At 29.6% G+C, this 26645-nt stretch carries 26 protein-coding genes; all 26 read right to left on the bottom strand.

The genetic code is table 11. The features are described from left to right. Nucleotides 1-66 precede the first annotated feature (66 nt). The 26 genes from ACYQ1T_RS08220 to ACYQ1T_RS08095 all read right to left on the bottom strand — a co-directional run bounded on the left by ACYQ1T_RS08220 (nucleotide 67) and on the right by ACYQ1T_RS08095 (nucleotide 26613). Nucleotides 67-477: a prepilin-type N-terminal cleavage/methylation domain-containing protein gene (locus ACYQ1T_RS08220; protein WP_459833858.1), complete on the bottom strand. Its 411-nt coding sequence runs from the start codon at nucleotides 475-477 to the stop codon at nucleotides 67-69. Nucleotides 478-680: 203 nt separating this feature from the next. After that, a complete protein-coding gene (gene groL, locus ACYQ1T_RS08215; protein WP_459833856.1) occupies nucleotides 681-2306 on the bottom strand; it encodes a chaperonin GroEL in 1626 nt (541 codons plus the stop codon). Nucleotides 2307-2320: 14 nt separating this feature from the next. Next, complete coding sequence (groES, locus tag ACYQ1T_RS08210; protein WP_459833854.1) at nucleotides 2321-2605, bottom strand: co-chaperone GroES; 285 nt, start codon at nucleotides 2603-2605, stop codon at nucleotides 2321-2323. Nucleotides 2606-2835: 230 nt separating this feature from the next. Further along, entirely contained in the window at nucleotides 2836-3537 is a 702-nt protein-coding gene (locus ACYQ1T_RS08205; RefSeq protein ID WP_459833852.1) for a TVP38/TMEM64 family protein, read from the bottom strand. 27 nt (nucleotides 3538-3564) lie between these two features. Then, complete coding sequence (locus ACYQ1T_RS08200) at nucleotides 3565-5070, bottom strand: 4Fe-4S dicluster domain-containing protein (protein WP_459833850.1); 1506 nt, start codon at nucleotides 5068-5070, stop codon at nucleotides 3565-3567. 207 nt (nucleotides 5071-5277) lie between these two features. Further along, nucleotides 5278-6621, bottom strand: coding sequence for a class II D-tagatose-bisphosphate aldolase, non-catalytic subunit (locus tag ACYQ1T_RS08195; protein WP_459833848.1), 1344 nt, complete (start codon nucleotides 6619-6621; stop codon nucleotides 5278-5280). Nucleotides 6622-6646: 25 nt separating this feature from the next. Next, a complete protein-coding gene (locus ACYQ1T_RS08190; protein ID WP_459833846.1) occupies nucleotides 6647-7504 on the bottom strand; it encodes a tagatose bisphosphate family class II aldolase in 858 nt (285 codons plus the stop codon). 45 nt (nucleotides 7505-7549) lie between these two features. Beyond that, nucleotides 7550-7984: a PTS galactosamine/N-acetylgalactosamine transporter subunit IIA gene (gene agaF, locus ACYQ1T_RS08185; protein WP_459833844.1), complete on the bottom strand. Its 435-nt coding sequence runs from the start codon at nucleotides 7982-7984 to the stop codon at nucleotides 7550-7552. A gap of 26 nt (nucleotides 7985-8010) precedes the next feature. Next, nucleotides 8011-9171, bottom strand: coding sequence for an SIS domain-containing protein (locus ACYQ1T_RS08180; protein ID WP_459833842.1), 1161 nt, complete (start codon nucleotides 9169-9171; stop codon nucleotides 8011-8013). Between the two features lie 77 nt (nucleotides 9172-9248). Further along, nucleotides 9249-9980: a GntR family transcriptional regulator gene (locus tag ACYQ1T_RS08175; RefSeq protein ID WP_459833840.1), complete on the bottom strand. Its 732-nt coding sequence runs from the start codon at nucleotides 9978-9980 to the stop codon at nucleotides 9249-9251. Between the two features lie 266 nt (nucleotides 9981-10246). Continuing rightward, complete coding sequence (locus ACYQ1T_RS08170) at nucleotides 10247-10807, bottom strand: hypothetical protein (RefSeq protein ID WP_459833838.1); 561 nt, start codon at nucleotides 10805-10807, stop codon at nucleotides 10247-10249. 191 nt (nucleotides 10808-10998) lie between these two features. Then, complete coding sequence (locus ACYQ1T_RS08165) at nucleotides 10999-11952, bottom strand: N-acetylglucosamine kinase (RefSeq protein ID WP_459833836.1); 954 nt, start codon at nucleotides 11950-11952, stop codon at nucleotides 10999-11001. A 282-nt stretch (nucleotides 11953-12234) separates the two neighbouring features. Next, a complete protein-coding gene (locus ACYQ1T_RS08160; protein WP_459833833.1) occupies nucleotides 12235-13179 on the bottom strand; it encodes a DNA-3-methyladenine glycosylase family protein in 945 nt (314 codons plus the stop codon). An 89-nt stretch (nucleotides 13180-13268) separates the two neighbouring features. Then, a complete protein-coding gene (locus tag ACYQ1T_RS08155) occupies nucleotides 13269-13697 on the bottom strand; it encodes a C-GCAxxG-C-C family (seleno)protein (protein WP_459833830.1) in 429 nt (142 codons plus the stop codon). A 156-nt stretch (nucleotides 13698-13853) separates the two neighbouring features. After that, nucleotides 13854-14696, bottom strand: coding sequence for a 3-hydroxybutyryl-CoA dehydrogenase (locus ACYQ1T_RS08150; RefSeq protein ID WP_459833828.1), 843 nt, complete (start codon nucleotides 14694-14696; stop codon nucleotides 13854-13856). Between the two features lie 76 nt (nucleotides 14697-14772). Next, nucleotides 14773-15780, bottom strand: a complete 1008-nt coding sequence (locus tag ACYQ1T_RS08145) for an electron transfer flavoprotein subunit alpha/FixB family protein (protein ID WP_459833825.1) — start codon at nucleotides 15778-15780, stop codon at nucleotides 14773-14775. A gap of 22 nt (nucleotides 15781-15802) precedes the next feature. Continuing rightward, complete coding sequence (locus ACYQ1T_RS08140; protein WP_459833822.1) at nucleotides 15803-16582, bottom strand: electron transfer flavoprotein subunit beta; 780 nt, start codon at nucleotides 16580-16582, stop codon at nucleotides 15803-15805. A gap of 14 nt (nucleotides 16583-16596) precedes the next feature. Continuing rightward, nucleotides 16597-17736 (bottom strand): acyl-CoA dehydrogenase, encoded by a 1140-nt coding sequence (locus ACYQ1T_RS08135; protein WP_459833819.1) that lies wholly within the window; start codon nucleotides 17734-17736, stop codon nucleotides 16597-16599. A gap of 78 nt (nucleotides 17737-17814) precedes the next feature. After that, nucleotides 17815-18597 (bottom strand): short-chain-enoyl-CoA hydratase, encoded by a 783-nt coding sequence (locus ACYQ1T_RS08130; RefSeq protein ID WP_459833816.1) that lies wholly within the window; start codon nucleotides 18595-18597, stop codon nucleotides 17815-17817. A gap of 186 nt (nucleotides 18598-18783) precedes the next feature. Beyond that, the gene (locus ACYQ1T_RS08125) at nucleotides 18784-19422 is read right to left on the bottom strand and encodes a redox-sensing transcriptional repressor Rex (protein ID WP_459833814.1); all 639 of its coding nucleotides are present in this window, start codon (nucleotides 19420-19422) and stop codon (nucleotides 18784-18786) included. 127 nt (nucleotides 19423-19549) lie between these two features. Beyond that, complete coding sequence (locus ACYQ1T_RS08120) at nucleotides 19550-20143, bottom strand: manganese efflux pump MntP (RefSeq protein WP_459833811.1); 594 nt, start codon at nucleotides 20141-20143, stop codon at nucleotides 19550-19552. A gap of 360 nt (nucleotides 20144-20503) precedes the next feature. Next, nucleotides 20504-22747 carry a heavy metal translocating P-type ATPase gene (locus ACYQ1T_RS08115; protein WP_459833809.1) on the bottom strand — a complete coding sequence of 748 codons (2244 nt, stop codon included), beginning with the start codon at nucleotides 22745-22747 and terminating at the stop codon, nucleotides 20504-20506. Between the two features lie 15 nt (nucleotides 22748-22762). Beyond that, nucleotides 22763-23128, bottom strand: a complete 366-nt coding sequence (locus ACYQ1T_RS08110; protein WP_459833807.1) for an ArsR/SmtB family transcription factor — start codon at nucleotides 23126-23128, stop codon at nucleotides 22763-22765. A gap of 217 nt (nucleotides 23129-23345) precedes the next feature. Further along, the gene (locus ACYQ1T_RS08105; protein ID WP_459836493.1) at nucleotides 23346-23936 is read right to left on the bottom strand and encodes a zinc dependent phospholipase C family protein; all 591 of its coding nucleotides are present in this window, start codon (nucleotides 23934-23936) and stop codon (nucleotides 23346-23348) included. Nucleotides 23937-24200: 264 nt separating this feature from the next. Then, nucleotides 24201-25331 carry a glycerate kinase gene (locus ACYQ1T_RS08100; RefSeq protein ID WP_459833804.1) on the bottom strand — a complete coding sequence of 377 codons (1131 nt, stop codon included), beginning with the start codon at nucleotides 25329-25331 and terminating at the stop codon, nucleotides 24201-24203. A 25-nt stretch (nucleotides 25332-25356) separates the two neighbouring features. After that, the gene (locus tag ACYQ1T_RS08095) at nucleotides 25357-26613 is read right to left on the bottom strand and encodes a GntP family permease (protein WP_459833802.1); all 1257 of its coding nucleotides are present in this window, start codon (nucleotides 26611-26613) and stop codon (nucleotides 25357-25359) included. Nucleotides 26614-26645 lie beyond the last annotated feature (32 nt).

Here is a 26645-nt window from a genome sequence, read left to right as displayed (position 1 = left end):
CAATACATTATTAATATTTAAGCCAAGATTAAAAGCAATCTTGGCTTAATATAATTATATTTTTTATTACTCTATTAACCCTAAATATTCACCTGAACCATTTATTTCAAAGTCATGACTTCCTGAAACAACTTTTTTAGCATCACTTATTTTCAAGTTAAATATTTTTTGCAAATCATCTATATTCCCAATATAATGATTAATCTCGGATATTTTTTGAGAATTTCCTTCACTTTTTATTGAAGCAATAGTTTCATCATCAGAAATAGAAACTGAGTTTTTAAAACGTATAGCCTCTACAGCAACTACTAATTCTCTTGCTTGACTCTTAACCTCTACCTTTTTGCTGTCTCTCATATAACTAGTTACATTTGGAATTAATATTCCTGCTAAAATCCCTATTATAGCTATTACAGATATTAACTCCACAATAGTAAAGCCATATTTCTTAGCTTTTCTATTTTTTTTACCACTCACCTTTAATTCAACTCCCCATAAAAATTTACTTAAATAATTTAACTATTGAAATTCTTACCTTTTACATAGTTTTATATTCACTTTATTATTCTATATTATTTCCAGTAATTATAATAGAGTTAAATAAAAAATTGCCCTGTTAAATAGATTTTCTAACAGTTCTCTAACTGCTTCTATTTAACAGGGCTTTATAAAACTATTTTTTAATACATTCCATCCATTCCCATGCCTGGTGCACCTGGCATTGGAGCTTCTTTTTGTGGTATATCAGCTACAGCAGCTTCTGTAGTAAGGAATGTTGATGCTACAGATGCAGCATTTTGAAGTGCTGATCTTGTAACCTTAGTTGGGTCAACGATTCCTGCTTTAATCATATTTGTATAGTTTCCATGAAGTGCATCATATCCCATGCCTGCTTCACTATTTTTAACATTTTCTATTATAACAGAACCTTCAACTCCTGCATTAGATGCTATTTGTCTCATTGGTTCTTCTAATGCTCTTACTATAATATTTATACCTACTTGAGTATCTGGAACATCTGAAGTTAACTTTGCAACTTCATTAATAACATTTACATAAGCAGTTCCACCACCTGGCACTATTCCTTCTTCAACAGCAGCTTTAGTAGCAGCTAAAGCATCTTCTATTCTAAGCTTTCTTTCCTTTAACTCTGTTTCTGTAGCAGCACCAACCTTTACTACTGCTACTCCACCTGCAAGCTTCGCTAATCTTTCTGTTAGTTTTTCTTTATCAAAATCTGAAGTTGATTCTTCTATTTGAGTTTTTATTTGATTAACTCTATCTTTAATAGTAGCAGAATCTCCTCTACCATTAACTATAGTAGTATTTTCTTTAGTTATTTTAACGCTTTCGCATTGTCCTAACATTTCTATTCCAACTTCTTTAATATCTATTCCTAATTCTTCTGCAATAACTGTACCGCCTGTTAGAATAGCAATATCTTGAAGCATTTCTTTTCTTCTATCACCAAAGCCTGGTGCCTTTACAGCTACACAAGTAAATGTACCTCTTAACTTATTAACTACTAATGTAGCCATAGCTTCGCCTTCAATATCTTCAGCTATTATAAGTAGTTTTCTACCTGCTTGAACTATTTGTTCTAAGATTGGAAGTATTTCTTGTATATTAGTTATTTTTTTATCAGTTATAAGTATTAATGGATTATCTAAAACTGCTTCCATTTTTTCTGTATCTGTTACCATGTAAGCTGATACATATCCTCTATCAAATTGCATACCTTCAACTACATCTAGTTCAGTACCCATTGACTTAGATTCTTCAACTGTTATAACCCCTTCATTTCCTACTTTTTCCATAGCATCTGCTATTAACTTTCCTATTTCTTCATCAGCAGCTGATATAGCAGCTACTCTTGAAATATCTTCTTTACCTGCTATTGGCTTAGAAATCCCTTGTATTTCTTCAACTGCCTTATCTACAGCTTTTCTTATACCATTTCTAATTAACATTGGATTTGCTCCAGCTGTTACATTCTTAAGACCTTCTCTTATAATAGCTTGAGCTAAAAGAGTTGCTGTTGTAGTACCATCCCCTGCAACATCATTAGTTTTTGTTGCAACTTCCTTTACTAATTGAGCTCCCATGTTTTCATATGGATCTTCTAACTCTATTTCTCTTGCAATTGAAACACCATCATTTGTTATAAGAGGTGCACCAAATTTTTTATCAAGTACAACATTTCTTCCCTTTGGTCCTAAAGTAACCTTAACTGTATCTGCTAACTTATCTACACCTATTTGCATAGATCTTCTTGCATCTTCTCCAAACTTAAGTATTTTTGCCATAATTCTTTCCTCCCCTATTCAACTATTGCTAATATATCATCTTGCTTTAATATAGTATATTCTTTACCTGAAACCTTAACTTCACTTCCAGCATACTTTGAATAAAGCACCTTATCTCCAACCTTAACTTCCATAGCTATCCTCTTACCATCTACTATGGCTCCTGGTCCAACTGCAACAACTTCAGCTTCCTGTGGTCTTTCTTTTGCTGTTCCTGTTAAAACTATTCCACTTTTAGTAGTTTCTTCTGCTTCTAATTTTTTTATGACTACCCTATCCGCTAGTGGCTTAATATTCATAAAAACCCCTCCTAAATATATATTATTTAATTTATTACTATATTTTATATTTTAGCACTCATCTTTATCAAGTGCTAACAATTTTATGATAATATTTCAAGAAAATTTTTTCAAATACTACTTAATATATTATTACCTCATATATAATAAATATTACCAATTAAATCTAATTAATCTCTTATTTCTCATGATTTCTTAAAATTAAAGGTACAATCATTTGTGATTGCACCTTATCTCTTACCATAGTCTGAAATAAATTTCTTTCCTTTTAAAATGCTTATTAAGAATATCAAACAACATAATATACCTATTATTATTAACATAAGAGCATTATCCTTAGATATTTTATCTCCGAAAAAACATGATATAAATAATGCAGGAGTTCTTCCTATCATTGATATAATTAAAAATTCTTTCAAACTAAGTGTCGTAACACCACATATGTATCCTAATATATCCTTTGGTATTCCTGGAATTAGATACATTATAAATACTAACTCCTTAAACTGCTTTTTATTCTTTTTCATTTCTTCTATTTTTCTAAAAATCCACTTATCATCTTTAAAAACCATTTTTTCAACAAATCTTTTTCCTAGTACTCTTGCCGCCATAAATGACAAAGCACTTCCTATGGCTATCCCTATAAATGATAGTACAAATCCCCACAAAGAACCAAATATATATCCCGCTGCAATTTGTACTAATTCTCCTGGTATAAAGAAAACTATTATTTGTAATATTTGTAGACCTATATAAGCTAAAAATGAATAGTTTCCATAACTTAATATAAGTGTTTTTATCTTTTCTGGATTTCTAAAAAATTCTGCATACTGTACTTTATAATCATAAAGACAGGCAATGAGTATAGCTACACCTAATACTGCTAAAATTTTAAATTTATGATCTACTAATAATTTTTTTATTTTTTCCATTTATACACCGCCTGTTCTTAAATTTATTTATTCTTCTTTGTTCTCTCTTTCTAAATTAACATTATTATACTCTTTTAGTTTATCATTATCTACAACAGCTTTTCTAGTAGCTCCTGAATTTATTTTATTAAATGGTACTTTTGCTTTAATAGGTGTTGCTACAGTTCCGGCTCCATTTATACATCCACCTTCACACATCATACCTTCAATAAAATTACCTTGAAGCTTTCCTATTTTAGCCATTGTCATAGCTTTCTTTATCTCAGTTCCTCCACATACTTTTACTGGTTTAAAGTCAACCTCTAAACATTTACTTCTTACATAGTTTTCTATTGCAGCTGTTAAGCCTCCATGTGCACCAAAGCCTCTTCCAAATATTGATGCATCATCTACAACAGTGTCTTCACATTTTTCTATATCTATTTCAAAAGCACTAAACAATGCAAGTAACTCTTCAAAAGTTAATACATAATCTACTGCATCTTTAATAGATTCTCTTACTGCTTCACTTTTCTTTGCAGTACATGGCCCAATAAATACAACCTTTGCATCTGGATCATTATGCTTTATGAATCTTGCTGTTGCTACCATTGGAGAAACTGTTCCTGAAACTCTTTCTACTTCTGATGGGAATATTTTTTCAATATAACTTAAGAATCCTGGACAGCATGAATTTGTCATATATGAATCTCCATTTTCTATTCTTTCCCCAAATTCATTACTTTCATGCACTGTGACAGCATCAGCACCACATGCTGCTTCTACCATATCTACAAAACCTAGATTTTTAATTGCATTTTTTATTTTTCCATAAGAAGTTTTCATTCCAAATTGTCCTGTAATAGCAGGTGCAACTACAGCATACATTTTTCTTCCTCTTGCTAATCTCTTAGCTACTGGAACTATTAAGCTTTTATCTGATATAGCTCCAAAAGGACATGCTGTCATACAGCTTCCACAATTTACGCACTTTTCTTCTTTTATAATTGCTCTTCTATCATCTTGATTTATATCTAAAGCACCAGTAGGACATGATCTCTTACATGGTCTCATAACTTCTGCTATAGCATCATACGGACATGCTTTTTTACACATCCCACATTCTTTACATAATTCTTGATTTATATATGCTCTTCCTGCAACATAAGTTATTGCTCCAAAATTACATGCTTCATGACACTTATGTGCTAAACAATTTCTGCAGGAATCTGTAACACTATATTTATTTATAGGACATCTATCACATGCAGCTTCTATTACATATATTATTTGATCATCTTCTTTAATATCTACGAACTCATCATCAATATTATCTCCATTTGCTAAATAACCTGATGCAAGCTTTGCTCTTTCTAGTACAATTGCTCTTTCTTTATAAACGCAACATCTGTACATAGCTTTATCGCCCTTAATTATTTCATATGGAATTTTTTCTATCTCTTCCGTAGTTAATCTATTTTCCTTTGCTAGTTTAGCTACCTCAGTTAAAACTTCATGTTTAAGTTTTTTTAGTTGAGTTTCAAATTGAAACATATATAAATCCTCCCACCCTAATACATTTTTTTACATGTTATATTATACCATATCTTCGGTTGTTTCTCATTATATTCCAAATTTTCAGTATATTATATTTTTTTCTATTTATATACTCACGTGTTTTACTGCCACACTATTTAAATAATCTTTATATAATTAATTATAAAAATAAGCAGAAAGTCCAAAAAACTTCCTGCTTATTTCTTAACATAACTGTGGTATTTTTTCTTCTACTACATCTGTAGCATATAAATAGTCATCTATATATTCACCTATTCTATCTTTAATTAAGTCTTCTGCTGTAAGATCAAGCTTACCTTCTCTATGCTTCTTATATTGTGTATGCATAAATTGACTTACTAATGTTATTGGTAAATTTACATCTTTTAAGTTTTCTAACATCTTTTCTAAAGCAAAATTAACCTCTTCCTTAGGTAAATAATATCTACATCTATCTGATAGACTATATTTTCTATCTAGTTTAATTTTATCTCCAGTTCCTGAGTAATGGTTTTTCCAATCTTTAGGATCCTTAACCATACTAAAGTCTAATATCTCTATAAAATTTGATAATTCTATATTTGAATCATATTTTAATAATTCATTTTCCATTGCATTTACTGCAAAGGCACCTTCTCTAAATCCATATGTTAAAGCTGGGCCTACCTTTAATATTATAAAGCCATCTTCAACCATTTCTTTTAAAGCTTTAGGAGTTTGATAATCAGTTGAATGTGCTTCAAATACTAAATTTTCATAGTCATCTAAAGCTGCTACTAAATCTTTAGCTGCTTCTCTATCATATTCCCAAACATGATCACTACTAAATTCAACGCCTGGTTGTACAACAACTCCAACTACATATTGCCATGAATCACCTACTCCAAAGCTTTCAAAGGCTTGTTTAAATGTTTCTATTGTGTTTTTAAAGTTTTCCACTTTTGTTACTTGAAGTCCTTCTTCTTCCTCTTCCTCTGCTTGTGCACCTCCAGGAATTGGAACTTCGCTTCCTATAACATAAACTGGATGTATAGCATTTTCATCTTTTTGTAATAATTCTATATATGCTTCCTCAGCAATTTTACATAATACAGAAGCTCTATTAGCAATTAAAGAATCATCATATAACCCTTTCTCTATATCTCCTTTTAAAGGCATGCTAGTATCTAAATGTATTTTTGTAAATCCTGCTAAAACATATTCCCTTACAAGATTTTTAGCATTTTCCATAGCTTCTCTAGGATCTATATTTTTCCATGTAAGTGGACCTAAATGATCTCCTCCAAGAATTATTCTTTCCTTTGGAAAGCCTGTTTTTTCTGCTAGCTTATAAATATAGTTAACATAATCCTTTGGCTTCATACCAGTATAACCACCAAATTGATCTACTTGATTAGCTGTAGATTCAACTAGTAGTGGACTATTTGTTCCCTTTAATCTTTCCATAGCAGCTTCAATTACAAACTGATTTGAACAACAAACTGAAACTATACCAATATTTTCTCCATTTTTATACCTAGTTACCATATCCTTAATAGGATGTACCATATAATCACCTCAATAAAAAATATTTTTAAGCTTTTCCATTACTTCCACATACCATTATTTTATGAGCAACTACAGCTTTCATAGCTTCCTTACCTGGTGCCATATATTTTCTTGGATCATTTGCAGTTGGATTTTCTATAAAATACTTCTTAACTGCATCTGAGAAAGGTATCTTTAAATCTGTAGCTACATTTACTTTACATATTCCAAGTGATATAGCTTTTTTTACTAGTTCATCTGGAACATCTGAAGCTCCATGTAATACTAACGGTACATCAACAATTGCTCTTATTTCTTTTAATCTATCAAAATCAAGCTTTGCTACTCCTTTATATAATCCATGTGCAGTTCCTATTGCTATTGCTAATGAATCTATACCTGTCTTTTCTACAAACTCTTTAGCTTGAGCTGGATTAGTATATAAAGCATCTTTTTCATCTACTACTAAATCATCTTCTTGACCACCTAATCTTCCAAGCTCTGCTTCTACTGTAGCATCAAATTTATGTGCATATTCAACTACTTCTTTAACAGTTTTAATGTTATTTTCATAGTCTTCATGTGATGCATCTATCATAGTTGATTTAAAGCCTAAATCAACGTAGTGTTTTATTTCTGCTACATCTTCATAGTGATCTAAATGTATAGCTACTGGAATGTCATATTTCTTTGCTGCTACTTCTGCCATAGCTACTATATATTCTCCACCAGCATATAGAATTGTTGATGGTGTTCCTGCTAGTATAACTGGTGACTTTAATTCTGCCGCTGTTTCAACTACAACTTGTAGTGTTTCTAAATTATGAATATTAAATGCTGGTACAGCATATCCTTCTCTTTGTGCTTTCTTTAACATTTCTCTTGTTGATAATATATTTCCCATTTTAAATACATCTCCTTTTATCTATACTGTTATTATTTTTCCTATTTATATTCCGTCGAATTCTTCATCTTCTTCTACTTCTTCTTTTTCTTTTAATGCAAATGCTTTTATTGCATTGCTTCCTGAATTTATTGCAAAATCAACTAATTCTTCTACTGACATTCCCTCTCTACATAATGAAACCTCAATTAACATTCCTAAATTAGTTCCTGCTACAACTTGTATTTTTTTATCTGATAACTTTTGACCTAATATTGCAGAAACCTTAAATGGTGAACCTCCAGCTAAATCTGATAATACTATTATTTCATCATCAAACTCATTCATTGCTTTTTCTATCTTAACTTCTAAAGTTTCAGTGCTATCTTCTGCTGTAAAATCTACCCCTATTAGCTTATCTGATTTACCTGCTATTAATTCAAGAGAACTTAACATTCCTGTTGCAAAATTCCCATGTCCTGTTACTATTATTCCTACCATCAATTAAACCTCCAATTAAAATATTTCTATTTATATGGGTGTATAATTACACCTTTAACAACTCTATTAACTGTTCCATCTGGTCTTGGATTATCAGGTGATATTCCAAACTTTAATGAACTAAATAAACCAAACATTTGTCCAAATAACATATAGTTAAATACAGTATAAACTTCTGGAACTTCTTCTCCATTTATATTTAAGTACTTATCACATAATCCATTTAACTCATTATTATTTTTATAGCTAATAACTGCTAATTTATGATTTCCTATATCTCCATGAATTTCTTTTATTAAGTCCATATCATATAGATTTGTATAGCTATTTGTAGAATTCATAAATATTACTAAAGTATTATCATTGATAATTGACTTTGGACCATGTCTAAACCCTAGTACTGATTCACAAACTGTAATTGTTTTTCCACTAGTTAACTCTAAGTTTTTTAAAGCCATTTCTTGACATAAACCTTTAAGTGCTCCTGATCCTAAATAAACTACTCTTTCACAGCCATAGTCTACAAGATCTTTAACTTCTTGCCACATATTATCTAGTATATGATTTCCTTGATTTACAACTGCATTTACATGTTTCTTATTCTCTTCTAGGTTTTCAATATCAAATACTAATAATGATGCAAGTAACATACAGCTAAAAGAGCTTGTCATAGCGAAACTTTTATCATTTGATAACTCTGGCATTAATAAACAAAGATCTTTTTCATTAACCATTGATTTTTTAGCAAGCTCACCATCTTTGTTACAAGTAATAACAAGTTGTGATATATCTTTTACATTATTTTCAAATATATCATATGCTCCTACACTTTCTGGACTATTTCCTGATCTAGCATAAGAAACTAATATTGTAGGTGTATCTTCTTCAACAAATTCATGTGGATTAGATACTAAATCAGTTGTTGCAATAGCTTCCACTCTTAAATTTAGTTTTTTAGCTAAATATAGATAAATAGTATCCCCTACATAGTCTGAAGTACCCGCCCCAGTTAATACTATTCTTGTGTTACTTTTTAAGTTATTTTTTAAAAATGTAACTATTCTTTCTTTATTATCTGAAACTATTTTATAAGTTTCCTCCCATAATTCTGGTTGTTGCCTAATTTCTGTTGCTGTAAATGTAGCACCTAATTCTTGTATTCTTTCTCTTGTCATTCCAAAAAACATCTAAATACCTCCTGCTAACTGTTAATGTCGTCATTACCAGTTGTTTTAAAATTTTTTTGTTTTATTTATGTTATTAATTATTGATTGTTTTTTAATTTAACTCTGTATTTAAACTTATCTCCACGAGCTACACCTAATGTATATTCGATAGTATTGTTATTTTCATATGTCATTCTTTCTATTTTTAAACTTGGAGCTCCTTCTTTTATGTCCAAGTAGATACTTTCTAGTTTATTTGTTAATATAGGTTGGAAAAATTCTTCTGCTGAAGTTAATTTAGCATTAAAATATTCTACTAATACATCATACATAGGCTTTCCAACTAGTTGATTCTTATTTAAACCTTGAAATCTATTAAATGGTAAGTATGTAGTTTCATACATCATTGGAATATCATCTGCTTTTCTAATTCTAGATATTTTATAAAGTAATCCCTCTTCATCAAGATTAAATATTCTTCCTAATTTTTCACCTGCATGAATTACTTCGAACCCAATAACCTCTGATGTAGGCTCTTTTCCAAGCTTTTTCATTTCTTCTGTAAAAGAATAAAATGACATTAAATCTTGATTTACTCTTTTAGGTGATACAAAGGTACCTTTTCCATGGACTTTATATATATATCCATCCTTCTCAAGTTCAACCAACGCTTGTCTAACTGTTGTTCTACTTACATTATAGATTTCACAGATTTCTCTTTCTGAAAGTATCTGATCATTTTCTTCCATATTTTTTTCTATGTTTTCTATCAATATTCCCATTAATTGTAAATACAGCGGTGTTCTAGAGTTCTTATCAATAACGCTCACAACATCACCTCTTTATCTATTCGAATTTATTATATCACAAACTGGTCATTAACACCTATAATAAATTAAAAATTTTATCTTAAAATTTTAAAGGCTATTTCATAAATTATTTTATCTCAAATTTCATTTTTATATTTTTTACTTTTTTGTAATATATTTTTTATTAGCTTAAATATATTCCTTGTTTATTTATTAAATATTATTATAATTTAAAAATAAAAAACGAAGTTTTTATTTTTAAAACTTCGTCTTCTACTTAAAAATTATTAATTTAAAGCAACATCCTTACTTCTGAAAAACAATTTATATCCCAAAATATTGCAAACAGATATTATGGTAATAAATGCTAAATTGAAAGGTATTGACATAAGTAACGTAACTGCTGTATATAATGCAAAAGTACCTAAAAACATAACAACTACCACCCAAGTATTAAATAGTTTTTGATTTTCTTTTGCTATATTCATTACATCATTTTCACTTAAATCTTGACTCTTATATTTATTATAGAAAACTGTAGATACCATTCTAGATACTAAACTTTTACTAATAATATCACTTACAAATATTATAAATACACCTGTTATAGCTACTATAAAGATATCAAAAGTCTCTATAGCAACTGGTAATAACATCGTTATCAGTTTAAATAATAGAAATAACAACCCACCAACTAATGATACTATTGGCACAACTACTAGCATAAACATATATGACCTTTTTAAATTTCCTTTAAAACTATTATTCTTGTTTGTTATTGTAAAAAATAATAATATTATTAAAAATGTTATAACAATTAATGATACCAAGGATATTATATACTTCATTTATTCTCCCCCTTTTATTTAAATAGTAGTATATTATTTATTATATCATTTTACCTAACACTTTCAAGCAATCGTTTTCTTTAAAAATGATTTTATATGTTAAAGTTATATTAACTTTACATTTTAATTATTTTAATTTTAAAACCTCTCTAAAGTAAATTGGCTTAGAGAGGCTTTTTTATTCTTTATAACTATTTCATTATTTCTTTAACATTTAAAGGAATTTCATTTCCTGCAAGTTTATATGCTAATAAAGCAGCCCCATTCCATGGGTCAAGCTCTGGTTCTTGTATTTTGCATTTTAATCCTGAAGCTGCTATTTTTTCTTTCAATGGTTCTATAACATGTTTTCCTGATTTAAATACTCCACCAGTATATGAAAGTACAAACTCATCCTTAAAACCTAATTCTTTAGATAATGCGTATACATGTTCAAATATAGCTTCTGCTGCATCTTCAAATATTTTTTTAGCAACAGGACATCCAGCTTCTGCTGCTAAAAAACATATTTTAGAAAATCCTGCTACATCTGTTCTATTAAATTTTAATTTATTAAATACAATATCAACTATTTCATATTTATAATTTATATCATAGTTTTCTTCTAATATTTTTGTTAAAATAGTTTCTTCTTTTCTTCCATCCTTCTGCTTAGTATATTCATTAATAGTTTTTAATGCAATCCAGTATGCACTTCCATCATCACCTATTCCTGGCCCAAATCCACCACATCTAGCTAATTTACCTTCATCATTTCTACCATAAGCGATACTTCCTGTTCCAGCTACCATATTTATTCCTGCTTTACATGCTGTTCCTGCTGCCCAACCATTTACTGCATCATTATCAATCATATATGGAACTTCCATAACTTCTTTCACTGCTTCATCTATTTTAATTTTATCTTCTAAACTTTCACCATACCCTGGAACCCCTGTAAATGCATATGAAATTTCTTTAACTTTAATATTTGCCTCTTTGCATAAATGTTCTATATTCTCTTTTAATTCTCTTTTAATTCCATCTACTCCAGTTTGATGAATATGAATAGTAGCCCCTTCACATTCTACAACCTTTTTTAAATCTTCATTTACAAGTAAATATTTGGTTTTAGTTCCTCCACCATCAATACCCAAGTAATACATTTCCTATTCCTCCATTAAACTTATAAATTATAATATTGCTTACAATTTATTTTCTAAATTTTCAAACATTATATATTAAATTATAAACTTTATTATTAAAATTTCCAATAACAACTATCTTATATTAAATTTATAATATTATTAATAATTAATTTTATACTTGTTGATATAAAAAATAGACTTGGAATTAGTTAAAATCCCAAATCTAATTAATTTTAATACTAAGTATTTATTTGATTCATTAATCTACTCTTATAAATTTTATTAACAATATACTTATAATTAATCTATATTGATTTTATTTTCTCTCGCATAATAAAAAAGATATTGTTGTGCTAATCCTGATAAGCTCCCAAACTTTTCTCTAGCAAAAACTCTCATTTTGTTTAAAGATACATCAGGTGCTACATAGAAATATATCATAGCCCTTTTTACCCATACATCAACTGGGAAAGCTGAATGTTTTGCCATAGAAAATAACATTATACAATCTGCAACTTTTGCTCCAACTCCCATAAACTTTTGAAGAGCTATATGGCAATCATCATCATCTAAATTAAGTATATATTCTAAATCAAACTCTAAAGCTTCTGGTGTCTCATTATAATTTGATGGATTATTTTCAAAATCTTTTTTTACTTCTAAAGCTTCATTTACTCGCGCTATTGTATTTACAATATATTTACTTCTAAATGATGCCCCTGTACTTTGAATTTCTTCTAAAGTAGCCTCTTTAATATCTATAGGCTTAGGGAAAGTAAAATACTCTTCGCCTTTATATTCAATTTTACTTCCCCATTTTTCGCATATTTTTTTTACAGTTTTCTTTATTGATGGAATACTATTTCTTGCTGATATTATAAAACTAATTAGCATTTCAAATGGATCTTGATTTAAAATTCTTATACCATATCCAAACTCCACACTTTTTTTTAAAATTTCATCTTTTGATAATTCTTCTTTTATAGAATCATAATTTCTTTCTAAATCAAAATATTTAATCCATATATTATTAAAATCTTCTTCATTAGTATTAAGTATTACTACTTCGTCATCATTCTGTAAAATCTCTATAACTCTTTCATAAGCTATAACTATGTAATTTGTATCGGTTATTTTCTCCCATCTAAAACATTGACCACATTCTAATATTTGCTTTATATTAAAGTTCTTTACCTCTTTTAATATTGCTGAATTTTTTTCAAAACTTACACTTTTAAAATCCATTTCTTCACCTCATATTGTTTTAACATAAATCAATACTTTATATTCCCTTATTTACATTTAAACTATACCAAAATCTATTTTTATTATAATTATCCCCTTATGATATTATAATTTTTTTTATGTTTTTCAACTATTTCTTCTAATGTTTCAGATGCAATATCCATCATATATAAACATCTATCTTCTTCTTTTCTATAATCGCTTTTTAGCTTATCACAATTTAATGTTCCTAGTTTTTCTTTAAATATATTCATAAATTCAGAAGTCATAACTTTTACATGTGGACTTTGATGCCCTCTTTCTTCAGTAAACATAATTCCAATTGCTGCTATAGCACCAGTTGCTGCACCACAAACACTTTCAATGGCCATTCCCCCACCAAATGAAGCCATTGCTTTCATAGTTTGTTTAGATAAATCCAAGTCATAGTATTCATTTACAGCTTTTAATATACATTCTGCACAATTTAAATCATATTTAACATTATAAAGTTCTCTAGTTTTCTCTAATAAACTCATAACTATCCTCCGTTTCTTTTGTATCAATTATATCATATGCTTAATTCTATATCTATTTATCTATCCTGAGTTTTTTATGTAAATTAAAAATCTCGATTCAAAGCTATGAATCGAGATTTTTCATATGATTTTAATAAATTTTAATCTAATAATATTTTAGTAATTGTAGAAGCCTTTTCCGCTCTTTCTTCCAAGCCATCCAGCTCTAACATATTTTCTTAATAAACTGCTAGCTCTGTACTTAGTATCTCCTGTTTCATTATATAAAACATCCATTATTGCTAAACAAACGTCTAAACCTATAAGATCTCCTAATGCTAAAGGTCCCATTGGGTGGTTAGCACCATATTTCATAGCTGTATCTATATCTTCAACTGAAGCAATTCCTTCTTGAAGTATAAATGTAGCTTCATTAATCATTGGAATAAGTATTCTATTAACAACAAATCCTGGAGCTTCTGCAACTTCTACTGGTTCCTTACCAATTGCTACTGATAATTCTTTTACAGCATCGTAAGTTTCTTGTGAAGTAGCCATTCCTCTTATAATTTCAACTAATTTCATAACTGGAGCTGGGTTAAAGAAATGCATTCCTATAACCTTATCTGGTCTCTTAGTAGCAGATGCAACTTCTGTTATTGATAATGAAGATGTATTTGATGCTAATATAGCACTTTCTTTACAAATAGAATCTAATTCAGCAAATATTTTCTTTTTAATTTCCATATTTTCTATAGCAGCTTCAACTACTAAATCACAATCTTCTGCTAAATTCATATCAGTTGTTCCTGATATTCTTGAAAGTATAGCTTCTTTTTCCTCTTCAGTCATTTTTCCCTTAGAAACTTGTCTGCTAAGTCCTTTATTAATCCCAGCTATTCCTCTTTCAACAAATTCTTCTTTTATATCTCTAACAATAACTTCATATCCCTTTTGTGCAAAAGCTTGAACAATTCCAGCTCCCATTGTTCCAGCACCTAAAACAAAAATTTTCTCCATTTTATATTCCTCCTATAAACCTATTTTTTATCTTATACCATTAGTTGTACTTTTCAACCCTATCTTGAATAATATATTATTCTGCTTCCTTCATTGCCTTTACTTGAGCAGTCATTTCAGGTACTACCTTTAATAAATCTCCAACAATTGCATAATCTGCAACCTTCATAATTGGTGCTGAAGCATCTTTATTAATAGCTATAATTAAATCTGAGTCTTGCATACCAGCAACGTGTTGTATAGCTCCTGAAATACCACAAGCAATATATATATTTGGTCTTACAGTTTTACCAGTTTGACCAACTTGATAGTTTCTTTCAATCCATTCATTATCTACTGCTGCTCTTGATCCTGCAACAGTTCCTTCTAAAGCTTCAGCTAGTTCTTCTAAAAGAGCAAAGTTTTCCTTTGAACCAACTCCTCTACCACCTGAAACTATAAAGTTAGCTTCACTTATATCAACTATATCTTTAGCTTCTTTTACTATTTCTATAATTTTAGTTCTAATATCAGAATCTTCTATTTTAACTTCAACATTTTCAACAGTAAATTCTCTGTCAGCATCATCTAACTTAGAGAAAACCCCTGGTCTTACTGTAGCCATTTGTGGTCTATGATCTGGGCATGCTATTGTAGCCATTAAGTTTCCACCAAAAGCTGGTCTTGTAGCTAAAAGATCTCCATTTTCAACTTCAACATCTAGTACTGTACAATCAGCTGTTAAACCTGTTGATAATCTTGCTGCTACTCTAGGACCTAAATCTCTTCCTATAAAAGTAGCACCTATAAATAATATTCCTGGTTTTCTTTCACTAGCTAAATCACAGATAACTTTAGTATATCCATCAGTTGTATAGTGCTTTAATAATTCATTTTCAGCAACTATAACTTCATCCGCGCCATGTCTTCCTAATGTATCTGCCATTCCCTTAACATTATCGCCTAATAATAAAGCTGTTAGCTTAACTCCTAATTTATCTGCAACTTTTCTACCTTCACCAAGTAATTCTAAAGAAACTTTTTGAAGTTCTCCTTCTCTTTGCTCAGCAAATACCCAAACGCCTTTGTAATCTGCTATATTCATCTTTTTTTCCCTCCCATATATCTTAGATGTAGTGCTTTTCCTTTAATTTTCCTAACACATATTTTGCAGCTTCTGCTGGAGTTTCACTTATAAGTTCTCCTGCTCCCTTAGTTTCCTTTGTCATTGACTTTTTAACCTTAGTAGGTGAACCTTTAAGTCCTAACTCTTCCTTATTTACTTCTATATCATCAGCTGACCAAATTTGAATTTCTTTATTAGCTGTATCAAAGATATATTGAACATTCATATATCTTGGGTTGTTTAATTCCTTTATAGCTGTTAAAAGAACTGGAGCTTGAACTTTAATTAATTCATATCCATCTTCTAAAGCTCTATTTATTAATAATCCATCTTCTTCTATTTTAACATCTTGAACATAAGTTACTTGTGGTATATCTAAGTGTTCTGCAATTTCTGGTCCTACTTGAGCAGTATCTCCATCAATTGCTTGTCTTCCTGCAAATACTATATCATATTTTAATTTCTTTATTGCTCCTGCTAAAGCTTTTGAAGTAGCTAGTGTATCTGCACCTGCAAATGCTCTATCAGTTATTAATATCGCTTCGTCAGCTCCCATGCATAAAGCTTCTCTTAATGCATTTTTAGCTTGTGGTGGTCCCATACTAACTACAGTAATAGTTGCACCTGAATTTTCTTTTATTGCTAAAGCTGCTTCTAAAGCATGCTTATCTTCTGGATTTATAATTGATGGAACTCCATCTCTTATAAGGGTTCCTGTTTTAGGATCAATTTTAACAGCTGTTGTATCTGGAACTTGCTTTAAACAAACTACTATATTCATCTATAAGTCCTCCTCTATCTTAATGCGCTTCCAGCGATAACCATTTTTTGAACTTCTGAAGTTCCTTCATATATTTCAGTTATCTTAGCGTCTCTCATCATTCTTTCTACTGGATATTCTTTAGTGTATCCATATCCACCAAATATTTGAACTGCTTTAGTTGTAACTTCCATAGCTACTTCAGCAGCGTAAAGTTTAGCTCTTGCTGCATCTACTGAATAAGGCATTTTAGCTTCTTTTAAGCATGCTGCTTTATAAACTAAATGTCTTGCAGCTTCAATTTTAGTATCCATTTCTGCTATCATCCATTGTAAACCTTGGAATGCAGCAATTGGTCTACCAAATTGTTTTCTTTCTTTCATATAAGCTACAGCTTCTTCAAAAGCACCTTCTGCTATTCCTAATGCTTGTGCTGCTATACCAATTCTTCCTCCATCTAGAGTCTTCATTGCTATACCGAAGCCTTTACCTTCTTGTCCAATTAAATTTTCTTTTGGAACTATACAATTAACCATAACTAATTCTGTTGTAGAAGATGCTCTTATTCCAAGCTTTTCTTCTTTCTTTCCTATAGAGAAACCTGGGAAGTCTTTCTCAACTATAAATGCTGAAATTCCCTTTGTTCCTTTACTCTTATCTGTCATAGCAAATATAATAAATGTTTCAGCAACTCCACCATTTGTAATAAATATCTTTGATCCATTTAATACATAGTGATCATCTTCTAAAACTGCAACTGTTTGTTGTCCAGCTGCATCTGTACCTGCGCCTGGTTCAGTTAAACCAAAAGCACCTAGCTTTTTACCAGTTGCAAGGTCTTTTAGATATTTTCCTTTTTGAGTTGGATTACCAAATTGTTCAATAAGCGAAGCACAAAGTGAAGTATGTGCTGATACTATAACACCTGTTGTACCACAAACTTTTGATAATTCTTCAACAGCTAATATATAAGAAAGAGTGTCTCCACCAGCTCCACCATATTCTTTTGAAAATGGAATACCAAGCATACCTAGTTTAGCCATTTTTTGAACGTTTTCCATTGGAAATCTTTCTGTTTCATCGATTTCTGCTGCAATTGGTTTTACTTCGTTTACTGCGAATTCTCTAACCATTTGTCTTACTAATTCTTGCTCTCTAGTTAATTGGAAATTCATTTAATTTTACCTCCCTATGTTTACACCTTTTTAATTCACCAAAATATTTGACTATTTATTTTTTAATGATAATTCTGACTATTTATTTTGGAAACTTTTTTCTCTTCTTTCAATAAAAGCACTCATTCCTTCTTTTTGGTCTTCTGTTAAGAAACACTTCCCAAAATCTTCTGCTTCTATAACGATTGCAGTATCTATATCTACTTGCATTCCTCTATTTATTGCATCCTTACAAAGTTTAACTGCTATTGGTGCATTTGCAATTATCATGCCTGCCATTTTCTTTGCTTCTTCCATTAAACTTTCTAAAGGTACTACCTTATTTACTAATCCCACTCTTAAAGCTTCATCTGCTTTAATTATTGCTCCTGTGTAAATCATTTCCTTAGCTTTTCCTTGTCCAACTAATCTTGGTAATCTTTGAGTCCCACCAAAACCAGGAGTAATTCCAAGCCCTGCTTCAGGTTGTCCAAATTTAGCCTTTTCTGAAGCTATTCTTATATCACAAGCCATTGCTATTTCACATCCACCACCTAGTGCAAATCCTGATATAGCTGCTATTACTGGCTTATCTAAATTTTCTAATCTTCTGAAAACTTTATTTCCAAGAAGTCCAAATTCTTTTCCTTGTTCTTCATTTAAATCTTTCATCTCAGCAATATCTGCACCAGCAACAAATGATTTTTCACCAGCTCCTGTTAAAATTACGCAGTAAATATCTTTATCACTTTCTAGATCTGTTAAAATTGTATTTAAATCTACAAGTGTTTCTGAGTTTAATGCATTTAATGCCTTAGGTCTATTGATTGTAACAATAGCTAAATTCCCCTCTTTTTCAAGAATTACATTTTTTAATTCCATGTAAAATCCTCCCTTTACCCAACTTTTATATTTAAAGTTAATTTACTGACCATAAAATTGTTATAAGATTAACAATTAAATAAAAAAAATAATTGAAGCCTTAACTTCAATTATAATTATAAACCTTGAATTTTTCTTTTGCAATAACTATTTCTATAATAAGATAACTTTTACAATATTATGAATCTACTCTTTATCACCTTTATGTAATAAATATATTAGAGTTAATAAACTTTCTGATAAATGTACATTTTCTACTATAACATCTTCTGGAACTACTAAATCAACAGGTGCAAAATTCCAAATACCATTTACTCCACCTTCAACTAAGACATCACATACCTTTTGCGCATTAATTCTAGGCACACAAATCATTCCTACGTCTATATTATTTTCTTGTAAATATACACTTAATCCATCTATATCTTCTATCTCTATATCTCTAATTTTCATTCCAATTAATTTAGGATTAGCGTCAAAAATCGCTTCTACTGTTAACCCTAACTTAGAAAATCTACTATAGTTTGCAATTGCCTGACCTATATTACCAGCACCTATGATTATACCTTTATAATCTTTATTAAGACCTAAAATTAGACTTATTTGATTAAATAAATCTTTAACATTATATCCATAACCTTGCTGTCCAAAATCACCAAAACAATTTAAATCTTGACGTATTTGAGATGCTGTAAATCCTATTTTTTCACCTAATTCTTTGGATGAAATTCTATCAACGTCATTTCTCATTAATTCTTGTAGATATCTATGATATTTTGGTAATCTCTTTATTACAGCCATAGAAATATTTTTTTTCTTTTCCATACTGTGTATCTCCTAACCAAATTTATTTTTAATAGTATAACCGTATTAACAAATAATACTATTATATACTTTATTTATATTTTATATTGTAACACCTTTATACAATTTTTAAAACTATTTGAGTTATCTATTTAACAAAGTTTATTATTTTATCTATAATTCCTGTATGCTCTAATAAAATTTTTGCCCCTATGCATATTAATATTATTCCACCAACTACTTCCGCTTTCCCTTGAAGTAAATTTCCACATATTTTTCCTAAATATACCCCTAATATGCATATTATCATTGTAACTACTCCAATTATTAATGCGGATGTAATTATATTTGCATTTAAAGCTCCAAGACTTACTCCAATTGCTAGTGCATCTATGCTTGTAGCTATAGATAATATAAACATTCTTTTATTTGAAAAATCTACTTCATTTTCTGATTCTTCATCATTAGATTTTAATCCTTCATAAGCCATTTTTCCTCCTATAATTCCTAAAAGTAAAAATGCTATCCAGTGATCAAAGCCTTCTATATACTGTTTAAAGTTATTTCCTAAAAACCACCCTATTACTGGCATAACCCCTTGTGCTATACCAAAAAATATACCTGACTTAATTGCTAAATAAGTCTTTTTATCTTTAGTTACTTTAAGTCCAGTTGTTAACGATACTGCAAAAGCATCCATTGCTAATCCTATCGCTATTAAAAGAATACTTATTAAGTTCATACTTTGCCTCCATAGTCATAAAAATACATTTATCTATTTAAAATTCCATATTACCCCTTTATCTTTTGTAAAAATCTTAATTATATTATTAATTAATTAAAAAATTTTCAAAAAAATTAATTTATCATTATAAAAATAAGACTTATGTATAACGCAGCAGATTCGTTATACATAAGTCTCTAAATTTATACAAACCACCTATAAACCTAGTATTTATAGGGTTTGTAATCAAGATCAATGATCTTGTATGCTTCCCTTATGCCTGAAATGTTCTCAACCTAATTCATTATATTTAAAATGATGAAATTTGTCAACAACATTAAAATAATAATTTTTCCTCTTTAAATATCACTCTAATTGCTACTTTAAACATCTAGTAGAATTCAATACTGCTATAACAGTAACTCCAACATCTGCAAAAACAGCTTCCCACATATTTGCCATACCTAAAGCACCAAGAATTAAGACTAAAACCTTTATTCCCAATGAAAAAATAATATTTTGCCATAATATTTTATTTGTTTTTCTTCCTATTTCTATTGCATCTACTAATGCTTCTGGATTATCTTTCATTAAAACTACATTTGCTGCTTCTATAGCTGCATCTGAACCAATACCACCCATTGCAACTCCGATATCTGCTCTTGCTAATACTGGTGCATCATTTATTCCATCCCCTACAAATATGACCTTGCCCTTTTGTGATTTTTTATTTATTAAATCTTCAATTTTTTCTACTTTATCTGCTGGTAATAGCTCAGAATAAACTTCATCTATACCTATTATATTTTTAACTTTTTCTGCAACCTTTTTATTATCACCTGTTAGCATTACAGTTTTAGACACCCCTATATCTCTTAGTTGTTTTATTGCAGATTTAGAACTCTCTTTAATTTCATCAGAAATTACTATATTTCCTTTATATTTTCCATTTATAGCTATATGAATAATTGTTCCTATAGACTCCTTATTTTCATAAGAAATATTGAACCTTTCCATTAACTTATAATTACCTAAAAGAACTTCATTACCATTGATATTAACTTTAATTCCATGACCAGATATTTCTTCATAATTATTTATTTCATCTTTATTTATATCTTTTCCATATTCCTTAACTATTGATTGTGCTATAGGATGATTAGATAAACTTTCTCCAAATGCTGCTATTTTTAATAGTTCATCTTTTTCAATATTTAAATTATTTATTTCAGTTACTTTAAATACACCTTTAGTTAAAGTTCCTGTTTTATCAAAAACTATAACTTCAACATCTTTTAATGCTTCTAAATAATTTCCACCCTTAACTAAAATTCCTTTTTTAGATGCCCCGCCAATTCCTGCAAACAACCCTAATGGAATAGATACAACTAATGCACAAGGACAAGATACAACTAAGAAAATAAGAGCTCTATATATCCAATCTGAAAATACTGCATCTTTTATTAATAATGGTGGTAATATTGCTAAAGCTAATGCTGAAATTACTACAATAGGAGTATAAATTTTAGAGAACTTTGTAATAAACTTTTCTGTTGGTGCTTTTTTACTTGAGGCATTTTCTACAAGCTCTAAAATTCTTGCAACAGTAGATTCTCCAAATACCTTAGTCACCTTTACTTTTAAAACACCACTTGTATTTATAAATCCGGATAATATTTCATCATTTTCTAAAACTTCTCTTGGAACTGATTCTCCTGTTAGGGCCGAAGTATCAACAAAACTTTTCCCTTCTACTATTATTCCATCTAGCGGAACCCTTTCACCTGGTTTTATTAAAATAATATCATCTATTGAAACTATTTCTGGTGATACCTTTTCTTCTTTGTCTCCCTTTAATAAATTTGCATAATCAGCTCTTATATCCATAAGTGATGATATAGAATTTCTTGAACGATTTACCGCATATGATTGGAACATTTCACCTACTTCATAGAACAACATAACTGCTACACCTTCAGGGAATTCTCCTATAAAAAATGCTCCTAATGTTGCTATTGTCATTAAGAAGTTCTCATCAAAAACTTCTCCTCTTAATATATTTTTGAAAGCTGTTAAAACAACTTTTCCACCAATTAGTACATAACTTGACGCAAATAATATAATAGATATAATATTATCCTTTGGAGCAATTAAAGCTATTGCATATATAATTGCTCCAATTATTAACCTTAAATTATCTTTTATTTTGAAGCTTATATTGCCGTGATCATGACTATTCCCATGTTCATTATCATCTCCATCATGATTATGATTATCATGTCCATGTTCTTCATGCGTATGTTCTTTTTCGGAACTACATGCACTACTTGTACAACATACATTACTTGTACATTTTTTAATATTATTATTTTTTAAAATTTTATTATTCTTTTCTAAAACCCTTACATCTGGTTCAAGTTTTTTCACAATATATTTAATTTCTTCTATAACATTTTCACGATTTACTTCACCATTTAACTCTACTATTAAAGTTGAAGTAGAAAAATTTAAATTAGCTTCCTTTACTCCCTCTAATTTATTTACTCTATCTTCAATTTTATTTCCACAATTGGCACAAACTAATCCAGATAACAAAAGCTTTATTTCTTTTATATCCATCATCTTATTTCCTCCTAATTATTCAATAATATGCTTAAATCCTTCATCAAATATATGCTTAATATGGTCATCTGCAAGAGAATAATAAATAACTTTTCCATCTCTTCTAAACTTAACTAATCTATTTGATTTTAATACCCTTAATTGATGTGAAATTGCTGATTGTGTCATATTTAAAAGAGCTGCTAAATCACAGACACATAACTCAGATTGAAATAACGCACAAAGTATTTTAATTCTAGTTGAATCTGCAAATGCTTTAAACAAATCTGCTAAATCGTATAAAATTTCATCTTTTGGAATTTCTTCTTTAACTTTTTCTATTGTATCTTTATGAATTACTGTACAACTACAGTTTTCTATTTTATTATCTCTCTCCTCCATAACAATTATCCTCCTTACATATGAATAGTTGCTCATATGTTTATTTGTTTATATTATATTCTATTCTTACTAAAATTGTCAACTTTATTTTAATTTATTTTTATTCTTTAGAACAAATCACTTATATTTCTTAACATGTTATAATTATCCTAAATTAGTCTGTAAATATAATTTCCTAAATAGCAAAAAAAAGTGGCTATTGCCACTCTAATTTCTTTTAAATCACTAAAGACATATGCTCTTTAAGTTTCTGATTTAATATAACTTCATCTAATATCATATTAATAACGCTATCACAAATATAATATGCAAAAGTTAAATCTTTTTCATATTCTGGTTTACCTTCATATTCTTTTTGTAAATTCATAATATATTCTTCAATCTCATTAGATGTTAATTTAGTATTAATATCTTTTTTTATTTTAAAATCTTTTGCTACTTTAGATAACTCATTTTCATACATAACATGTTCTTTCATAGCATTAGCACTTTTAAATTCCCATCTTTGAAAATGTGGTACACAAAAATAATCACATAAAAAGTGACAAATTACCCCAAGTTCTTGATTAAATTTATTTGGTGAATATCTTGTATAAATATCATTTAAATTTAATGATGATAGAAATTGAATTTTTCTAACTATCATCTCAAAGCTTTCATCTAAATAATGCTTTTTAAATTTATACTTTGATGCACAATCTGGCTTTATATTTCCCCAAATAAAATGTGAATCCTTTATAATAAATAACTTATCTTCATCTATATTATTTATAAAATTTTGTGCTAAGGCTTTGTGAGTATTCATCATCATTTCAATCACCTCGCTTAAACTTCTTTTGTCTACATTAACTTTTCTAACTTAATGATAATACTATATGCCGTAAAATACAAATATGTTTTACTGTATAAATCTCCATTACTTATCATGTATAATACTAACACCTTATATTCCTTATAATAAAAAGTATTTTTTAACCTTACATCTAATTAGTAATATATGAATATTTTCGCTCTAATTATTCAAAATAAAAAATCTTCATTAAAAAATTTTTAATGAAGATTTTTTTGTTTTTTATTTAATTAATGCTCTAACTATATTCTCTGTTGTTTTTTCTAAATTCTTTCTTCCATTTTCAAGAGCCTCTTCAAGAGTTGATACACCTGTCATTATACTAAATATAGAGTTAATTCCTATATCATATAAATTCTCAACTCCCTCTCCAACTTTACCTGCAAATGCAATTGTTTTTACTCTTTTTGATTTAGCCACTTGTGCTACTCCCATTGGAGTTTTTCCATAGATAGTTTGATTGTCGATACTTCCTTCTCCTGTAAATACAAAGTCTGCTCCCTCAACCTTTTTAGATAGCTCCGTGTGTTTAATAACTAATTCAATTCCTTTTTTTAGATCTGCATTTAAAAATGCTAATAATGCTGCTCCTAATCCACCAGCTGCACCTGCTCCTTCTTCATATGCAACATCTTTTCCTATATCTCTTTTTATACATTCAGCGTAATGGGCTAGATTTCTATCAAGTTCTTTTACCATTTCTGAAGTTGCACCTTTTTGAGGTCCGAAAACTGCTGATGCACCATTTTCCCCAATTAGTGGATTTGTAACATCACAAGCAACTTCTATAGTAACCTCTTTAAGTCTTTTATCTAGTTCACTCAAATCTATTTTTTCAATATTTTTTAAAGCTCCTCCTCCAAATGAAACTTGATTTCCATATTTATCTAGTAGTTTTCCACCTAACGCCTGTATCATTCCTGCGCCACCATCATTAGTGGCACTTCCACCTATACCTATAACAAAATGCTTAATTCCTTTATCTAAGGCATCCTTTATTATTTCTCCTGTTCCATAGGTTGTTGTTAATAATGGATTTCGTTCTTCTCTTTTTACAAGATGTATTCCACTTGCGCTGGCCATTTCTATAATTGCAGTAGTTCCATTTCCAAGTATTCCATATATTGCACTTACTTTTCTTTCTCCTAGTGGTGGTGTAACAATAACATTTACAATTTTACCATCAGTTCCATGTACTAATGCTTCTACTGTCCCTTCTCCACCATCTGCCATAGGAACCTTTATACACTCAGCATTTGGTAATACTTTTTTTATTCCTCTTTCCATTGCATTACATGCTTCTTTTGAACTCATACTTTCTTTAAAGGAATCTGGTGCTAATACAAACTTCATTTATTCCATCTCCATTCTTAACTGATTATAATATTATTCCAAAAATTATTGTTGATACTACTACCATTGTTAGTCCAACTAATGATTCATATGGTATAAGCTTTAATCTTTCATTCATTCCCATATTTACGCTACCACCTGTTGCATGAAAGAAACTTCCATGTGGCAAGTGATCTAAAACGGTTGCTCCTGCATGTATCATAGCAGCTGCAGCCAATGCTGGTACTCCAAGTTCTAAAATTGTTCCTCCAAATACGGATGTTGCAACTGCTGTTCCAGATGTTGTTGATGCTGTTGCTGCTGACATTAATATACCTGAAACAGGTGCTAACGCAATACTTGGTAATCCTAATGTATTTATTCCCTGAATTATTACATCCTTTAATCCTGAATTAGATATTATTCCTGCTAAAGTTCCTGTACCAATTAAAAGTATTGCTACTCCACTCATTTTTCCTAATCCAAATGAAGCATATGAATTTAGATGCTTCATTTTTCCCATTGCTAAAACTCCGCATATTCCTCCAACTGGCAATGCTATTAATGGATCTATATTTATTCCCGCAATTGGTCTTAACATTAATAGTAGTATAGCTACTAGAGGTCCTACTATTGCCGGTAAAAACTTTGGCATATCCTCTATTTTTCTTATATTATCTGAATTAGTTACAAAACTACCCTTTTCCTTTAATCTTTTTGCTAATATGCAAGTAACTATTACGCCAAATATTGCTGGTATTATTCCAGCCATCATGACACTAGTTAATGAAACTCCTAAATTATCTGCCGCTGCAATTGTGTTTGGATTAGGAGACATTATATTTCCAGCCTTTCCTCCACCAATCATTGCTAAAAGTATTGCTGATTTACTTAAGTTTAATTTGCTTGCTATTGCAAGTGCTATTGGTGAAACAGTTATTACCGCAACATCAACAAATACTCCAACCATTGTTAAAACCATAGTTGCAATTGTAAGTGCTATAAGTGCTCTTGACTCACCTATCTTCTCTACTATTGTCTCTGCTATTCTAGCTGCTGCTCCTGATTCTATTAGCACGCCTGCTAATACTCCTGCTGTTAATATTCTTAATATGGCTGGCATCATTCCTTTTGCTCCGCCCATCATTAAATTAACAGTTCCCGTTAATCCAGCTCCCCCTATTAATCCACCTACTAAAGCTCCTATTATTAAGCCATAAGCTGGATGTACTTTTTTGATAATTAACGTTATTGAAACTATTAAAGCTACTATAGCCCCAAAAGCTGTTACTGTAATATCCATTTGTATCCCCCTAACACATTTTATTTTCTATC

Source organism: Clostridium carnis, from assembly GCF_054657435.1.
Note: the sequence above shows the minus strand (reverse complement) of the source record. Positions and strands in the feature narration are given on the sequence as shown.

Excerpts from the sequence above, each read along its gene's own strand:
- groL (WP_459833856.1), bottom strand. The coding sequence starts at position 2,306 with ATGGCAAAAATACTTAAGTTTGGAGAAGATGCAAGAAGATCTATGCAA.
- groES (WP_459833854.1), bottom strand. The coding sequence starts at position 2,605 with ATGAATATTAAGCCACTAGCGGATAGGGTAGTCATAAAAAAATTAGAA.
- ACYQ1T_RS08205 (WP_459833852.1), bottom strand. The coding sequence starts at position 3,537 with ATGGAAAAAATAAAAAAATTATTAGTAGATCATAAATTTAAAATTTTA.
- ACYQ1T_RS08200 (WP_459833850.1), bottom strand. The coding sequence starts at position 5,070 with ATGTTTCAATTTGAAACTCAACTAAAAAAACTTAAACATGAAGTTTTA.
- ACYQ1T_RS08195 (WP_459833848.1), bottom strand. The coding sequence starts at position 6,621 with ATGGTACATCCTATTAAGGATATGGTAACTAGGTATAAAAATGGAGAA.
- ACYQ1T_RS08190 (WP_459833846.1), bottom strand. The coding sequence starts at position 7,504 with ATGGGAAATATATTATCAACAAGAGAAATGTTAAAGAAAGCACAAAGA.
- agaF (WP_459833844.1), bottom strand. The coding sequence starts at position 7,984 with ATGGTAGGAATAATAGTAACAGGACATGGGAATTTTGCAACAGGAATG.
- ACYQ1T_RS08180 (WP_459833842.1), bottom strand. The coding sequence starts at position 9,171 with ATGTTTTTTGGAATGACAAGAGAAAGAATACAAGAATTAGGTGCTACA.
- ACYQ1T_RS08170 (WP_459833838.1), bottom strand. The coding sequence starts at position 10,807 with ATGAAGTATATAATATCCTTGGTATCATTAATTGTTATAACATTTTTA.
- ACYQ1T_RS08165 (WP_459833836.1), bottom strand. The coding sequence starts at position 11,952 with ATGTATTACTTGGGTATTGATGGTGGAGGAACTAAAACCAAATATTTA.
- ACYQ1T_RS08160 (WP_459833833.1), bottom strand. The coding sequence starts at position 13,179 with ATGGATTTTAAAAGTGTAAGTTTTGAAAAAAATTCAGCAATATTAAAA.
- ACYQ1T_RS08155 (WP_459833830.1), bottom strand. The coding sequence starts at position 13,697 with ATGAGTTTATTAGAGAAAACTAGAGAACTTTATAATGTTAAATATGAT.
- ACYQ1T_RS08150 (WP_459833828.1), bottom strand. The coding sequence starts at position 14,696 with ATGGAGAAAATTTTTGTTTTAGGTGCTGGAACAATGGGAGCTGGAATT.
- ACYQ1T_RS08145 (WP_459833825.1), bottom strand. The coding sequence starts at position 15,780 with ATGAATATAGCAGATTACAAAGGCGTTTGGGTATTTGCTGAGCAAAGA.
- ACYQ1T_RS08140 (WP_459833822.1), bottom strand. The coding sequence starts at position 16,582 with ATGAATATAGTAGTTTGTTTAAAGCAAGTTCCAGATACAACAGCTGTT.
- ACYQ1T_RS08135 (WP_459833819.1), bottom strand. The coding sequence starts at position 17,736 with ATGAATTTCCAATTAACTAGAGAGCAAGAATTAGTAAGACAAATGGTT.
- ACYQ1T_RS08130 (WP_459833816.1), bottom strand. The coding sequence starts at position 18,597 with ATGGAATTAAAAAATGTAATTCTTGAAAAAGAGGGGAATTTAGCTATT.
- ACYQ1T_RS08125 (WP_459833814.1), bottom strand. The coding sequence starts at position 19,422 with ATGGAAAAGAAAAAAAATATTTCTATGGCTGTAATAAAGAGATTACCA.
- ACYQ1T_RS08120 (WP_459833811.1), bottom strand. The coding sequence starts at position 20,143 with ATGAACTTAATAAGTATTCTTTTAATAGCGATAGGATTAGCAATGGAT.
- ACYQ1T_RS08115 (WP_459833809.1), bottom strand. The coding sequence starts at position 22,747 with ATGATGGATATAAAAGAAATAAAGCTTTTGTTATCTGGATTAGTTTGT.
- ACYQ1T_RS08110 (WP_459833807.1), bottom strand. The coding sequence starts at position 23,128 with ATGGAGGAGAGAGATAATAAAATAGAAAACTGTAGTTGTACAGTAATT.
- ACYQ1T_RS08105 (WP_459836493.1), bottom strand. The coding sequence starts at position 23,936 with ATGATGAATACTCACAAAGCCTTAGCACAAAATTTTATAAATAATATA.
- ACYQ1T_RS08100 (WP_459833804.1), bottom strand. The coding sequence starts at position 25,331 with ATGAAGTTTGTATTAGCACCAGATTCCTTTAAAGAAAGTATGAGTTCA.
- ACYQ1T_RS08095 (WP_459833802.1), bottom strand. The coding sequence starts at position 26,613 with ATGGATATTACAGTAACAGCTTTTGGGGCTATAGTAGCTTTAATAGTT.